Consider the following 13,902-nt stretch of genomic DNA (forward strand, 5'->3'; position numbering starts at 1 on the left):
CGCCGTACTGTCTGGGGATGGAGGTCGACCCCCCACCGTTCGCCGGTCAGCCCTTCCCTCCGGCCGTGCCGGGTCCGCCGCCGTCCCGCCCCGGCCCGTGGCCTGTGGTGGCCGCGGTGCTGGTCGGCTTCTGGGTTGTCGCGGTCGCCGTCTTCGGCGAGCTGGCCGGCTGGCTGACCGACCAAATCCTGCTGGCCAGCGGGCTGGACCGGGCGGTGTGGCTCTGGGCGGTGGTGGCCGGCGTCACAGTCCTGCTGGCCGGCGTGCCGGTGCTGCTGCTCACGCTGCTGCCCCGGCCCGGGGCGGTCCGGGCCACCGGCCGGGCCTGGCTCGCCGGGCTGCTGGCCGGCGGAGCGCTCACCCTGCTGCGCGCCCTGCCGCCGGTGCACCACGAGGCGTATCTCGCCGCGCTGGCCGTGGCGGCCGGCCTACTCGCCGCCGTGCTCGGCCTGCTCGCCCGGGGCCGCGCCCAGGCGTCCCCGGGCACCGGAACGGTCGGCGAACCGAGCACATCCGACGGCGGGGGACGTCTGGGCGCCGGAACGGTCGGCGGCCCGAGCACATCCGGGTGGCCCGCCTCGCCGCCGGCCGCCGGCGGGGACGGGACGGTGCCGCTGCTGGCGGTGGCCGCCGGGGTGGCGACCGTGCTGCCCTGGGCGTGGCTCGGGGCGCTCGGGGGGCTGCTGGAGACCGTCCTCGCGGCGGTCGCCGCCGCGGCGGTCGGCGTCCTCGCCGGGGCGCTGCTCGACGCCCGGTTCTGGGCGCACTTCGCGGTCTGCCGTCCGCCCCGGTCGGCCCGACTGGTGCTGGTCGGCGGCATGGTCGCCGGGGTGGCGCTGCTGCTCGTCGCCGCCGGGGCCGGGCAGTCCGGGGCGCAGCTGCCCGCCCTGCTGACCCTGCCGCCGCTGGGCTTCGTGCTGGCCGCTCTCCAGGCCCCCGCCGCCCGCGCGGGCCGGTCCGCCGGCCCCGGCCCGGCGCGCTGGCTCGTCGGGCTCGGCGTGTTCGGGCCGCTGGCCTTCGTCGACCCGGAGGAGAACACCCTCGTCCTGGCGGCCACCCGTGACGTGCCGTACTGGGTGGCGGCCACCGCCGCCGCCGGGCTCGCGGTGGCCGTGGCGCTGTCCGTCGCGTACGGCGTGCTGCTGGCCCGCCCGCGCGGCCGGACGCCCAGCCGGCCGGTGGCGGCGGCGACCGCCGTGGTCCTGCTCGCCGGGGCGGCGGCGGTGTACCTCGGGGCCGGCCGGCCCGGCCTGCACGGCGAGCGGCTGCTCGTGGTGCTGCGCGAGCAGGCCGACCTGAGCGGAATCCCGGCCGGCGCACCGGGGCGGGCCGGCCGGGACGCCCGGGCCGGGGAGGTCTACCGGCGGCTCGTCGCCACGGCCGAGCGCACCCAGCCCGACCTGCGCCGCGAACTGGCCCGGCTGCGGCTCGGCCCGACGCCGTACTACCTGGTCAACGCGATCGAGGTGGACGGCGGCCCGGCCGTGCGGGCCTGGCTGTCCGGCCGGCCGGAGGTGGCGCGGGTGCTGGTCAGCCAGCGGTTGCGCCCGCTGCCGGCCGCCGCGCCGACCAGCCGGGGCGACGCGCCGGCGCCGACCGGGCCGCCCTGGAACGTGGCCCTGATCGGCGCGGACCGGGTCTGGTCCGGGCTGGGGGTGACCGGTGCCGGCGTGGTGGTGGGCAGCTCCGACTCCGGGGTCGACGGCCGGCACCCGGCGCTGGCCGCCGGCTTCCGGGGCGGCGACGACTCCTGGTACGACCCGTGGGACCACACGACGGCGCCGACCGACCAGGGCGGGCACGGCACGCACACGACGGGCAGCGCGGTGGGACGCGGTGGCATCGGGGTGGCCCCGGGGGCGAGCTGGGTCGGCTGCGTGAACCTGGACCGCAACCTCGGCAGCCCGGCCCGCTACCTCGACTGCCTCCAGTTCATGCTGGCCCCGTTCCCGACCGGCGGCGACCCGTTCACCGACGGGCGGCCCGAGCGGGCCCCGCAGGTGCTGACGAACTCGTGGGGCTGCCCGCCGATCGAGGGCTGCGACCCGGCGGCGCTGCGGCCGGCGACGGCGGCCCTGGACGCGGCCGGCATCTTCGTCGTCGCGGCGGCCGGCAACACGGGGCCGCGCTGCGGGTCGATCGAGGACCCCCCGGCGCCGTACCCGGACGTGTTCACGGTCGGGGCGGTGGCCCGGGACCGGAAGGTCGCCTCCTTCTCCAGCCGGGGGCCGGTGCCCGGCGGGAGCAAGCCGGACCTGGTCGCCCCGGGCGTCGGGGTGCTCTCCGCGATGCCGGGCGGCACGTACGCCAGGCTGGACGGCACCTCGATGGCGGCCCCGCAGGTGGCCGGGGTGGTGGCGCTGATGTGGTCGGCGAACCCGGCCCTGGTGGGCGACCTGGACCGGACCCGGCGGATCCTGCGGGACACCGCCACCCCGGCCGACGCGACGTACCGCTCCCGCAACCCGGCGGACGCCTGCGGCGGCGACGCCAACATCACCGGTGCCGGCCTCGTCGACGCGTACGCGGCCGTCCGCGCCGCCCGCAGCGGATGACCCTCGTCGACGCGTACGGCGCGGGAGGTGCCCTCGCCCGCCGGCAGGTGCGGCGGGGCGGTCGGTGATCTAGGGTCGGCGATCATGGACGTGGAGACCACCCTGGCCGAGTTGACCCCGGACGCGCTGCCCGCCCTGGTGGACCTGTGCCGGCGCGCGCTGGACCTGCCGGAGGACGCGGCCGAGGCGGCTGCCGTGGTGGACACCCTGCACACCCGCGCCAGGGCGGACCGGACGGTGCTGGGGCTGGGCGCGTACCACGGGACGGAGCTGGTCGGCGCGCTGATCGCCTCGCTCTCCGGCGGGGAGCCCCCGGTCGGGCACGTCGACCTGGTGGTGGTGGCCCCCGAGCGGCGTCGCCGGGGCGTCGGGCGGGCCCTGCTGACCCGGGCCGAGCGCTTCCTCGCCGGGCGGGGCGCGACCGAGGTGCTGCTGGCCGGCAACCCGCCGTACTACGCCTGGCCGGGGATCGACGTGCGCTACACCCCGGCGGTCTGCGCCGCGCTGGCGCTCGGCTACGCCCAGGACCGCACGGCGTGGAACATGACGGCCGACCTGTCGTACGACGAATCGCCCGCGCTGCGGACGACGGAGCCGGCGGAGCGGCGGCTGGCCGAGCGGGGCGTCACGGTGCGGCGCGCGGAGCCGGCGGACCTGCCGGCGCTGGCCGCGTTCGCCCGGTCCACCTTCGGCGGCGCGTGGGACGGCGAGCTGGCCGGTTCGCTGGGGCGTCCCGGCGCCGGGGCGCACCTGGCGGAACGGGCCGGCACGGTTCTCGGCTTCGCCGCCTGGGGCTCGTCCCGGCCGAGCTGGTTCGGCCCCATGGGCACCGCCCCGGAGGCGGAGGGCACGGGGATCGGCGGGGCGCTGCTGCGCCGGTGCCTGCGCGACCAGCGGGCCGAGGGGGTGGAATCCGCCCAGATCGGCTGGGTGGGCCCGGTGCCCTTCTACTCGGGCAGCGCGGGGGCCCGGATCGAGCGCGTCTTCTTCCTGTACCGGAAGGCGCTGCCGGCCACCAAATAAGCGAAGTCGCCCGGGCCGGTGCACGGGACGCCGGGCGCGTGGCAGGCCGGGACGGCGGATGCACGGCAGGCCGGGACGGCGGACGCGTGGCAGGCCGGGCGCGAAACGGGCATGGGCCTGTATAGCGCCGTTCGGCCGCGTCGGCCATCGACGGCCCCTACCGTCTGGGTAGAGGAGGCGGCCATGACCACGGACGACGAGCAGACCGACGACACACAGCCGGCCACCTGGGTGCCGGTCGAGGAGATCCCGGGGCAGCTGCCGTTCGACCGGCTGGACTACGGCGACGCAGAGCAGCTCGCGGAGATGACGGACGACGCGCCCCCGACCGAGGAGCCCGTGGTCCTGGTGGACGAGCCGATCCGGATCCACCCGCCGTACGGCCGGACCCGGAAGCGACGCAACCAGCGGCCCCTGCCGACGTGACCGGCGGCCCGGCAGACGACGGAAGGGGCGGGCCGTTTCAGCGGCCCGCCCCTTCGGCGTTCGGTGGAGCTGGACTCAGAAGTCCATGTCCCCGCCACCCGGGCCAGCCGGGGCGGCCGGGGTCTTCTCCGGCTTGTCCGCGACGACGACCTCGGTGGTGAGGAAGAGCGCCGCGATGGAGGCGGCGTTCTGCAGCGCCGACCGGGTGACCTTGGCCGGGTCGATGATGCCCGCGGCCAGCAGGTCCACGTACTCGCCGCTCGCGGCGTTGAGGCCGTGGCCCGGGTCGAGGTTACGGACGCGCTCGACGACCACGCCACCCTCAAGGCCGGCGTTGACGGCGATCTGCCGCAGCGGGGCGTCCAGCGCGATCTTGACGATCTGCGCGCCGGTCGCCTCGTCGCCGGTCAGGTCCAGCTTCTCGAAGGCGGTCTTGCCGGCCTGCACCAGCGCGACGCCACCACCCGGGACGATGCCCTCCTCGACGGCCGCCTTCGCGTTGCGAACGGCGTCCTCGATGCGGTGCTTGCGCTCCTTGAGCTCGACCTCGGTGGCCGCGCCGACCTTGATCACCGCAACACCGCCGGCCAGCTTGGCCAGGCGCTCCTGCAGCTTCTCGCGGTCGTAGTCGGAGTCGCTCTTGTCGATCTCGGCCCGGATCTGGTTGACCCGGCCCTGGATCTGCTCGGCGTCACCGGCACCGTCGACGATGGTGGTCTCGTCCTTGGTCACCACGACCTTGCGGGCGCGGCCCAGCATGTCGAGGCCGACGGCGTCCAGCTTGAGGCCGACCTCCTCGCTGATGACCTCGCCACCGGCGAGGATGGCGATGTCGGCCAGCATGGCCTTGCGGCGGTCACCGAAGCCCGGCGCCTTGACGGCGACCGACTTGAAGGTGCCACGGACCTTGTTGACCACGAGGGTGGCCAGGGCCTCGCCCTCGATGTCCTCGGCGATGATCAGCAGCGGCTTGCCCGACTGCATGACCTTCTCCAGGATCGGGAGCAGGTCCTTCACCGACGAGATCTTGCTGTTGACGATCAGGAGGTATGGGTCGTCGAAGACGGCCTCCATACGCTCCGGGTCGGTCATGAAGTACGCGGAGATGTAGCCCTTGTCGAAGCGCATGCCCTCGGTGAGCTCAAGCTCCAGGCCGAAGGTGTTGCTCTCCTCGACGGTGATGACGCCTTCCTTGCCAACCTTGTCCATCGCCTCGGCGATGATCTCGCCGACGGTGCTGTCACCGGCGGAGATGGAGGCGGTGGAGGCAATCTGCTCCTTGGTCTCGACGTCCTTGGCGAGCTTGGACAGCTCCTCCGAGACGCTGGCCACGGCGGCCTCGATGCCCCGCTTCAGGGCCATCGGGTTGGCGCCGGCGGCCACGTTGCGCAGGCCCTCACGGACCAGGGCCTGGGCCAGGACGGTCGCCGTCGTCGTGCCGTCACCGGCAACGTCGTCGGTCTTCTTCGCGACCTCCTTGACCAGCTCAGCGCCGATCTTCTCGTACGGGTCCTCGAGCTCGATCTCCTTGGCGATGCTCACACCATCGTTGGTGATGGTGGGGGCACCCCACTTCTTCTCGAGCACCACGTTGCGGCCCTTGGGGCCGAGGGTCACCTTCACGGCGTCGGCGAGCTGGTTCATGCCCCGCTCGAGGCCACGGCGGGCCTCTTCGTCGAACGCGATCATCTTGGCCATACGGCGTTGTCCTCCTGGACACTCACGGGCCACCCGAGTGTGTGTCCCGGATGGGCCGCCTGGTGTACGCACCTTGGGACGTCGCCACCTGGCGACGACGACGTCTCCTCGGCCGGGCCGGATAGCCCGCGACGACCGGCCATGCGCACCCGACAGTTGCCCGCCGGGGGCCCGTGGCCCCACCGTCCCGACCATTGGCACTCACGGTATGCGAGTGCCAATGACCTGTTTAGCACTCTGCCTTGCCGAGTGCAAGCACGATGCCGTGTCCGGACCCGGCCCGCGCGCCCTGACCAGCGCCGTCCGGCCGCCGACTCGGCCAAGTTCACCCGCCCGCCGGACGGCGGTCACCGGGCCACCGCACGCCCGCCACCCGGGCACGCCCGACGCGGCGGGGCGCCCGCCGAGGACACCTCATGCCATTCAACGAAGATCGACTTACGGGCGGGCTGGTCCGATGCCGGACAGCTCACGCGATCAGTTACAACGATTGATGTAAACAGTGGCGAGGCGAGACGGAGGGAAACAGCAATGCGACGTATCGCTGACCTGCCAGCGCGGGCCCTGGCAGGCGTGGGCCTGCTCGCGGCCACGGCCACGCTGGCGGGCGGGTGCGCGGCCGGGACCACCGACGCCGGCCCGGCCGGGCCTCGGTCGGCTGGCGTACAGCAGTCCCTCGACCGGCTCGCCGGGCAGATCGGCGGCGGCCTCGACGATCGCCGCGCAGGCCAACTCCTGACGTACGTGGCGTATCAGCGGCCCATCCGTGACTGCATGGCCGACGCGGGATTCGACTACACGCCACCACGGTTCGTCAACCCGTACGAGCACTGGCCGGCGGTGCGTCCGCTGAGCATGTATGACGAGATCGTGCCGGTGGACCCCGCCCACGTCACCGCCAACGGCCTCTACGTCGCCGCCGACCTGGCACGAACGCCGACCCCCGACAGCGACGATCCCGGCCACGACCGGCTGAACAAGGCGGGCAAGGCCGGGTACGGCGCACAGGTCGACAAGTGCGAGCCGCCGTCGAAGCAGTACCAGGACGTGGGCACTCCGGCGCTGGCCGCCAAGCTGTTCGGCGACCTCGACACCCTGGTCGGATCCGTCGCGGGCACCTCGAAGGTCAAGGCGCACTCCGCGGGCTACGCCACGTGCATGGCGAGACGCGGCATCAGCGCGGCGAACAGGGAGGAACTGACCGGCGTGGTCCGCGACAGCTACGCCGCGCTCCTCGACACCGAGTCCGGTCGGCTGGCCGTCGCCACGACCAGCCCGCAGTTCGTCACCGCGAAGGCCGGCGAGCAGGCGGCCGCTCAGGCGGACGCAAACTGCCGACGGGCCGCGTACGAGCTGACTCTCGCGCTGCTGGAGCCGAAGTTGGCCGCGTTCGAGGCTGACCATGCCACCGAGCTGACGCGGTTGGCTGCCGACTGGGCCGATGTTCGGGCCCGGGCGGCTCAGGCGGAGAAGACCATCGACTGGTAGCCGGTTCCGGCCCGGCCCGGGCCCGCCCAGCCACGGGCCGCGGACCTGGTCGGAGGGTCAGGCGACGACGCGGACCCGCTCGGCCTGTGGGCCCTTCTGCCCCTGGGCGATCTCGAACTCCACCCGCTGTCCGTCGTCCAGCGCCTTGTAGCCGTCCATTTCGATCGCGGAGAAGTGGACGAAGACGTCCTGCCCCCCGTCGACGGCGATGAAGCCGTAGCCCTTTTCGGCGTTGAACCACTTCACGGTGCCCTGTGCCACGGTGCACTTCCTCACGTCGCGCGGCCTGCCAACCCGGCGGGACGCCGGCACGAACCGGCGGCCCCGGACCACCGACTCCGGGGTCGACGACGACCCCGAATTCAGTGACCAAAATCGCACGGTACACGAGCCGTCACGGAGGCGCACGACCGCAAATCAGGCAATATCGGACCGACCTCCACCCGGAAGTACATAGGCGGGCGTCATTGCGGTAGGCATGCGGGATGACAGCAGGTTCCCGCCCGTCGGTCGCCGGGCGTCCCAGGCCGGACGGGACGGTCGCACTGGCCACCCGGGCGGCCGTCGTCCGCCGGGTGACCCCGTGGGACGCGGCCCGGATGCGCGCGCTGCGGCTGGAGATGCTCGCCGACGCCCCGCTCGCCTTCCTGGAGACCCTGGCGGACGCCGCCGCCCGCCCGCACGCCGACTACGCGGCCCGGATCGCCTCGGTCGCCGTCGGCCAGCACACCGCGCAGTTCGTCGCCGACCCGGGCGCCGACCGCCCCGGCGGCCCCGCCGGCCGATTCCTGGGGCACGCCGGCGGCACGGTCGCTGCAAACGAGCCGGGCCTGACCGTGGTGTACGCCGTCTACGTCACCCCGCAGCGGCGGGGCACCGGCCTGCTCGCGGAGCTGATCGACGCGGTGGCCGGCTGGTCCCGCGCGTGCGGCCGGCCCGAGCTGATGCTGGAGGTGGTGGTCGGCAACGAGCGCGCCTACCGGGCGTATCAGCGGCTGGGCTTCGTGGACACGGGCGTCCGGGTCCCCCACCCGGTGATTCCCGATCTACGCGAGCTTCAGATGCGCCGCCCGGCCTGAGCGCCCCGGTGGGTGGGGCCCTGGGGCCCAGCCCGACGCCCCGCGCGCCGAGAGGGCCCCTTCCCGCCCCGTCAGGCGGGGCGGCGGCTCTGCACGACGCGGAACCGGTTCGCCACGTACGCGCCGTCGGTCAGGGCCGCGTTGGCGGCCGGGTTGGCGCCGCTGCCGTGGAAGTCGGAGAACGCCGCCGACTGGTTCACGAAGACGCCGCCGGTAAGGTTGCACGACAGGTGCACCCCCGCGTCGACCGCAGCCGCCTCGGCGGCGTCCAACACCGCCTCGTCGGTGGAGTAGACGGCCGCGGTCAGCGCGCCCTTCTCCTTCACCGTGGAGCGCAGGATCTCCAGGCCGTGGGCGGTCGAGTCGGCCGCGATGACGAACGAGATCGGCCCGAACCACTCCCGCGAGTACGTCCCGGTGTCGCCGGCCGCCAGCTTCACGATCGTCGGGGTGCGGACCACCGCGCCGGGGAAGGACGGGTGCTCGACGGCCCGCGACTCCAGCACGGCCTCGCCGACCTTGGTGACCTCGTCGAGGCGCTCCAGCACCCCGTCGTTGACGATCGCCCCGGTCAGCTCGACGCCCCGGGCCGGGTCGGCGGTGATCTTGCCGACCGCCGCGGCGATCCCGGCGGCCACCTCGTCGAAGCTCTTGTGCCCCTGGTCGGTGGCGATCCCGCCGGACGGGATCAGCAGGTTCTGCGAGGTGGTGCACATCTGGCCGCTGTAGAGGGTCAGCGTGAAGCCCAGGTTGCGGCACATCCCGGCGAAGTCGTCGGTGGAGTCGATCACCACCGTGTTCAGGCCGGCCTTCTCGGTGTAGACCGCCGCCTGCCGGGCGTTGGCCTCCAACCAGTCGCCGTACTCGGTGGAGCCGGTGAAGTCGACGATCTTCACGGCCGGGTGCAGGGCGAGCGTCGAGGCGAGCTTCTCGCCGGGGGCCTCGGGGGCCAGCAGCACCAGGTTCGGGTCGAAGCCGGCCTCGGCGAGCACCTCCCGGGCGTACCGCACGGTGATCGCCAGCGGCAGCACCGCGCGCGGGTGCGGCTTGACCACCACCGGGTTGCCGGTGACCAGCGAGGCGAACAGCCCCGGGTACGAGTTCCAGGTCGGGAAGGTGTTGCAGCCGATGACCAGGGCCACCCCGCGCGGCACCACGTGGAACGTCTTGCTCATCCGCAGCGGGTCGCCCTTGCCGGCGGGCTTCTCCCAGCCGGCCGTCCCCGGGAGCCGGGTCATCTCCGCGTACGCGTAGGCGATCGCCTCCAGCGCCCGGTCCAGCGCGTGCGTCCCGCCGGCCTGGAAGGCCATCACGAACGCCTGCCCGCTGGTGAACTGCACCGCGTTGGCCAGCTCGAAGACGTGCTTGTGCAGCCGGTCCAGGATCTCCAGGCAGACCCCCGCCCGGGCCTGCGGGCCGGCGTCGCGCCAGGCCGGCAGCCCGGCGGAGGCGGCGGCGACCAGCTCGTCGGCGCCGGCGTGCGGGTACCGGACGTTCAGCTCCAGCCCGAACGGGCTCGCCTCGGTGGCGACCCGGTCGCCGGAGCCCGGCTGGTCGAGCGGGAAGTCGCCGTTGAGGTACGCCTCGAAGGCGGCCTTGCCGTCGGCGGCGGCGGTCTCGCCGTACACCCGAGGGCTGGGTGATTCCGGGTAGGCGGACCAGTACCCACGCTCCGCGATCGCGGTCAGCGCACGGTTGAGGGTGTCGGCGTGCCTGTCGTGCAGGGGATGCGGGGTCTCCGTCATGCCCGCCATCATGCCCCAGCCGCGAACCGGACAGTAGGGGCCAGCGACCGCCGTCGGCGTGCCGGGACGTCGGCGAGGTGCAGGCCGGTGGTCGGCTCGTCGAGGACGCCGCCGGCCGGGACGGCGCGGCGCTGAACAGCCGGGCATCGCGCCGGCGGGCCGGTCAGAGGGTGAGCTGCCAGTCGGTCCAGGCGTCGACGGGGCGGAAGCCGAGCCGCTCGTTGATGGCGATCATGTGCCCGTTGGCCGCCGCGTTGTAGGCGTCCACGAAGCGCAGCTCCGGCTCGTGGGCGAGGGCGTACCGGAGGTTCTCCACCTTCGCCAGCAGCCCGAGCCGGTGCCCCCGGTGTGCCGGGTCGACGATGGTGATCTGCTGGAACGCGTGCCACGACGCGCTGGGGCCGACGTCGAGCAGCGTCCAGGCGACCAGCCGACCGGAGGCCACGTGCACCGCCCCGTGGTGGTAGCAGCGGCGGCCCCGGGCGTCGAGCGCCCGTTCCATGCCCCGCATCCGCTCGACGTCGATCCGCTCCGGCTCCCACTCCAGGTCCCCCAGTGGGGCGTCGGTCATCAGCCGGCCTTCGAGGTAGGCCACGTCGGCGACGTATTCCTCGGGGGCGGGCCCCCGCCAGCGGACGATGCGGTAGCCGGCCGCGCCGGTCCGGGCGTCGGCGAGCAGGGCGTCGAGCGCGGCCGGGTCGAGCCGGGCGGCGTCGAGCCGGCGGCGGACCTGGGCGAGCACCGGTCGCCCGCCCACCGCGGCGGCGAACGCTCCGCCTGCCTCGTCGCGCTCCGGCCCGTCGGGCAGGGCCGAGACGGCCATCCCGACGACCCGCTTGCGCCCCCGCTCGCGCAGCACCCGCAGGCCGTGCTCGTGCAGCGCCCGGCCGACCCCGTGCCGGCGGTGGGCGGGGTCCACGAACAGGTTCGCGGTGGCGTTGTCGGTGTTGTCGAGCTGCGGCAGGTCCAGGCCGAGGTAGCCGGCCGGCACGCCGTCGCGGCGGGCGAGCGCCCAGACCGGCACCCCGCCCGGCATCGGGTGGCGGAGCCACCCCTCGAACCGCCGCCGGCACAGCGGCGGGAAGTCGGGGACGTCCGCAGCTTCGGCCGCCGCCCTGATCCGGTACGCCGCGTCGACCGCGCCCTGGTCTGCCGGTTCGATCGGCGTGATCGTGATGCCCATGGGCTGAGAGTGACCCGGGAAAGACGATCGGGCCAGCGAATTAATCACTGGCCCGATCGGACGTTGGTCGGGAGGGACGATCGCACAACGCCTTCGGCGTTGGGTCGCAAGAACTGAAAGTCTTCGGCGAAACGCCCTCCCGCACCGAGCATCCTGCGCCGTCCGGTTCCTGCCGTCAAGTCCTCGACGGCGGGTTTCTCTCACCCAGGGCAAAAATTCGGTTACCCGGTGGATCCGCCGGCTCCCCCGTCCGGGTGATCCACCTGTCCACCGAACGGTCGGGGCGGCCGGGCACGCGTGCGTCTCCGGGCCAGGTCAGGGGAAGGGCCGCAGGCCGCACCGGGGTCGATCGGGCAGGTCAGCCGAGCAGGCCGGCGTCCCGGGCGGCGCGCAGCGAGGGCCTGATCCGGTGGGTCGGGCCGACCTGGCCGGCGACGGCGTCGATGGTCTTCAGCCCTTCGCCGGTGTTGAACACCACAGTCTCCGCCGTCGGGTCGAGCCGGCCGGACTCGACCAGCTTGCGCAGCACCGCCACGGTCACCCCGCCGGCCGTCTCGGCGAACACCCCGGTGGTCCGGGCCAGCAGCCGGATGCCGTCGCGGATCTCGTCGTCGTCGGCGTACTCCATCCAGCCGCCGGTGCGTCGGACCGCCTCCAGGGCGTACAGGCCCGCGGCCGGGTCGCCGATGTTGAGCGACTTGGCGATGCCGGTCGGCCGGACCGGGGTGATGGTGTCGGTGTCGGCGTGCAGCGCGGCGGCGATCGGGTTGCAGCCTGCGGACTGGGCGCCGAAGACCTTCCAGCCCCCGGCCGGGGCCTCGACGAGGCCGATCTCGACCAGCTCGCTGAACGCCTTGTCGATCTTGGTGAGCAGCTCGCCGCTGGCCATCGGGATGACCACCTGGGCCGGGATGCGCCAGCCGAGCTGCTCGGCCACCTCGTACCCGAGGGTCTTGGAGCCCTCGGCGTAGAACGGGCGGACGTTGACGTTGACGAACGCCGTGTCCTCGAACTCGTCGGTCTCCACCAGCTCGCCGCAGAGCCGGTTCACGTCGTCGTACGAGCCGTCGACGGCGACCAACTCGCCGCCGTAGACGGCGGTGGTGACCACCTTGCCCGCCTCCAGGTCGCTGGGGATGAACACGACCGAGGGGACCCCGGCGCGGGCCGCGTGCGCGGCGACGGAGTTGGCCAGGTTGCCGGTCGAGGCGCAGGCGAACCGGGTGAAGCCGAGCGCCCGGGCGGCAGTGAGCGCCACCGAGACCACCCGGTCCTTGAACGAGTGGGTGGGGTTCGCGCTGTCGTCCTTGACCCAGAGCGGGGCGGTGATGCCCAGCTCGGCGGCGAGGTTGGGCGCGGCGACCAGCGGAGTCAGCCCCGGGTCGACGGTCACCCGGGTCGCCGGGTCCTGGCCGGCCGGGAGGAGGGCGGCGTACCGCCAGATGTTCTGCGGGCCGGCCTCGATCTGCTCGCGGGTCACCCGGGCCAGCGCGGCGGCGTCGTAGTCGACCTCAAGGGGGCCGAAGCACTCGTAACAGGCGTGCTGCGCGGCGAGCGGGTAGCGCGCGGCGCAGGCCCGGCAGACCAGGGCGCGGGCGGGGCTGGCGGTGGTGTCGATGCCGCTGCCGGGGGTGGTGGTGGCGGCGCCGGACGCGGCGAGGGTCGACGTCATGTCGAGGAGGTCCTCTCATCTTTCCCCGCATCGCACCCTGCGGCGGGGACGGAATTGGCACCTGTCCGCACCGCTCGTCTTCGAGCGCGCGGGTGGTTGCCGGGGCTTCGTCGGGCCGTATCCCTCTGCCCCTCTGGATGAGGTATTCAGTTGTGGCCACGAGTCTACGGCGAATCCCCCGCGCCGCCACCCGGGGTTCCCAGGGTGTGGGCCATGCCGCGGACGCAGATCAGTCACACCGTCACCGTCGGCATCGGCGCCACCACTGCCCGACAATTCGGCCCTGATCAATGCATTGGGGGGTCTGCGTGCGGGGTGGCCTGGGGTTTCTACGCTCACCGCGTGACGTACCCCCCGATGCCCGGCACGCCCGGGCCACCGCCACCCCAGAAGTCCCGCGGGCTCAGCCGGACGACCCGCACCGTGATCATCGTGGTCGCCGTGGTGGCACTGTTCTGCTGCGCCGGAGCGGTCGGCGGCGGCTTCTGGCTGTTCCGCACCGTGCAGGGCACCATCACCCCGGCCCGGGACGCCGCGACGGGGTACCTGGACGACGTGGAGGCGGGCAACTACCCGGCCGCGTACGCCCGGCTCTGCGAGCGACTGCGCGGCCGGCAGACCGAGGCGGAGTTCACCCGGGCCCGGCAGGCCGAGCCACCCCTGGACGGGTACAAGGTCACCGACACCCAGGTGCACACCACCACCAACGGCGACACCAGCGCCGAGGTGACCGTCAAGATCGCGGACCGGAACAGGGTCATCAACCTGGTCAAGGAGGGTGGCGACTGGCGGGTCTGCGGGACCTGACCGGGTGACCCCGGCCGGCCGGGCCCCGCGTCCACCCACCCACCCACCCACCCCACCCCACCTTCCCTGCGCGCACTTTCACGGAATGTGTGGCATCGGCGCACGCCATAGCCACACATTCCGTGAAAGTGCGCGCACCGGGAACAGCGGGAGGCGGGAGGGACGGGAGACGGGGCCCGGCCGGGGCCTTGATCACCTGGGTGGCGCAGGGCCGCTACGGTGCGGG

11 protein-coding genes and 1 riboswitch are annotated in these 13,902 nt (G+C 73.9%); of the genes, 6 read left to right on the top strand and 5 right to left on the bottom strand.

Annotated features, from left to right (window positions below):
- The first annotated feature begins 17 nt into the window (after positions 1-17).
- The 3 genes from GVV04_RS08615 to GVV04_RS08625 all read left to right on the top strand — a co-directional run bounded on the left by GVV04_RS08615 (position 18) and on the right by GVV04_RS08625 (position 4,004).
- On the top strand, positions 18-2,555 hold the full coding sequence (locus tag GVV04_RS08615) for a S8 family serine peptidase (RefSeq protein ID WP_161686289.1): 2,538 nt from the start codon (positions 18-20) through the stop codon (positions 2,553-2,555).
- 84 nt (positions 2,556-2,639) lie between these two features.
- Positions 2,640-3,578: a GNAT family N-acetyltransferase gene (locus tag GVV04_RS08620; RefSeq protein ID WP_161686291.1), complete on the top strand. Its 939-nt coding sequence runs from the start codon at positions 2,640-2,642 to the stop codon at positions 3,576-3,578.
- Between the two features lie 183 nt (positions 3,579-3,761).
- Positions 3,762-4,004, top strand: a complete 243-nt coding sequence (locus GVV04_RS08625) for a hypothetical protein (protein ID WP_201753269.1) — start codon at positions 3,762-3,764, stop codon at positions 4,002-4,004.
- Positions 4,005-4,079: 75 nt separating this feature from the next.
- Here GVV04_RS08625 and groL read toward each other — a convergent pair whose 3' ends face one another.
- Entirely contained in the window at positions 4,080-5,702 is a 1,623-nt protein-coding gene (gene groL / locus GVV04_RS08630; RefSeq protein WP_161686293.1) for a chaperonin GroEL, read from the bottom strand.
- Positions 5,703-6,233: 531 nt separating this feature from the next.
- Here groL and GVV04_RS08635 point away from each other — a divergent pair.
- The gene (locus GVV04_RS08635; RefSeq protein ID WP_161686295.1) at positions 6,234-7,190 is read left to right on the top strand and encodes a hypothetical protein; all 957 of its coding nucleotides are present in this window, start codon (positions 6,234-6,236) and stop codon (positions 7,188-7,190) included.
- Between the two features lie 57 nt (positions 7,191-7,247).
- Here GVV04_RS08635 and GVV04_RS08640 read toward each other — a convergent pair whose 3' ends face one another.
- The gene (locus tag GVV04_RS08640) at positions 7,248-7,451 is read right to left on the bottom strand and encodes a cold-shock protein (RefSeq protein ID WP_007073263.1); all 204 of its coding nucleotides are present in this window, start codon (positions 7,449-7,451) and stop codon (positions 7,248-7,250) included.
- 338 nt (positions 7,452-7,789) lie between these two features.
- On the opposite strand from GVV04_RS08640, the gene GVV04_RS08645 reads away from it, so the two are divergent.
- Complete coding sequence (locus GVV04_RS08645) at positions 7,790-8,269, top strand: GNAT family N-acetyltransferase (protein WP_201753217.1); 480 nt, start codon at positions 7,790-7,792, stop codon at positions 8,267-8,269.
- A 71-nt stretch (positions 8,270-8,340) separates the two neighbouring features.
- Here GVV04_RS08645 and paaN read toward each other — a convergent pair whose 3' ends face one another.
- The 3 genes from paaN to thrC form a co-directional block, all read right to left on the bottom strand.
- Positions 8,341-10,014: a phenylacetic acid degradation protein PaaN gene (paaN, locus tag GVV04_RS08650; protein ID WP_201753008.1), complete on the bottom strand. Its 1,674-nt coding sequence runs from the start codon at positions 10,012-10,014 to the stop codon at positions 8,341-8,343.
- Between the two features lie 163 nt (positions 10,015-10,177).
- On the bottom strand, positions 10,178-11,197 hold the full coding sequence (locus GVV04_RS08655; RefSeq protein WP_161686301.1) for a GNAT family N-acetyltransferase: 1,020 nt from the start codon (positions 11,195-11,197) through the stop codon (positions 10,178-10,180).
- Positions 11,198-11,555: 358 nt separating this feature from the next.
- The gene (gene thrC, locus GVV04_RS08660; RefSeq protein ID WP_161686302.1) at positions 11,556-12,869 is read right to left on the bottom strand and encodes a threonine synthase; all 1,314 of its coding nucleotides are present in this window, start codon (positions 12,867-12,869) and stop codon (positions 11,556-11,558) included.
- 12 nt (positions 12,870-12,881) lie between these two features.
- Positions 12,882-13,013: riboswitch (SAM riboswitch) on the bottom strand.
- Between the two features lie 198 nt (positions 13,014-13,211).
- Here thrC and GVV04_RS08665 point away from each other — a divergent pair.
- Positions 13,212-13,676 carry an Rv0361 family membrane protein gene (locus tag GVV04_RS08665; RefSeq protein WP_161686304.1) on the top strand — a complete coding sequence of 155 codons (465 nt, stop codon included), beginning with the start codon at positions 13,212-13,214 and terminating at the stop codon, positions 13,674-13,676.
- The last annotated feature ends 226 nt before the right edge of the window (positions 13,677-13,902 follow it).

This window comes from Micromonospora rubida (assembly GCF_009908295.1).
GTDB lineage: Bacteria > Actinomycetota > Actinomycetes > Mycobacteriales > Micromonosporaceae > Micromonospora > Micromonospora rubida.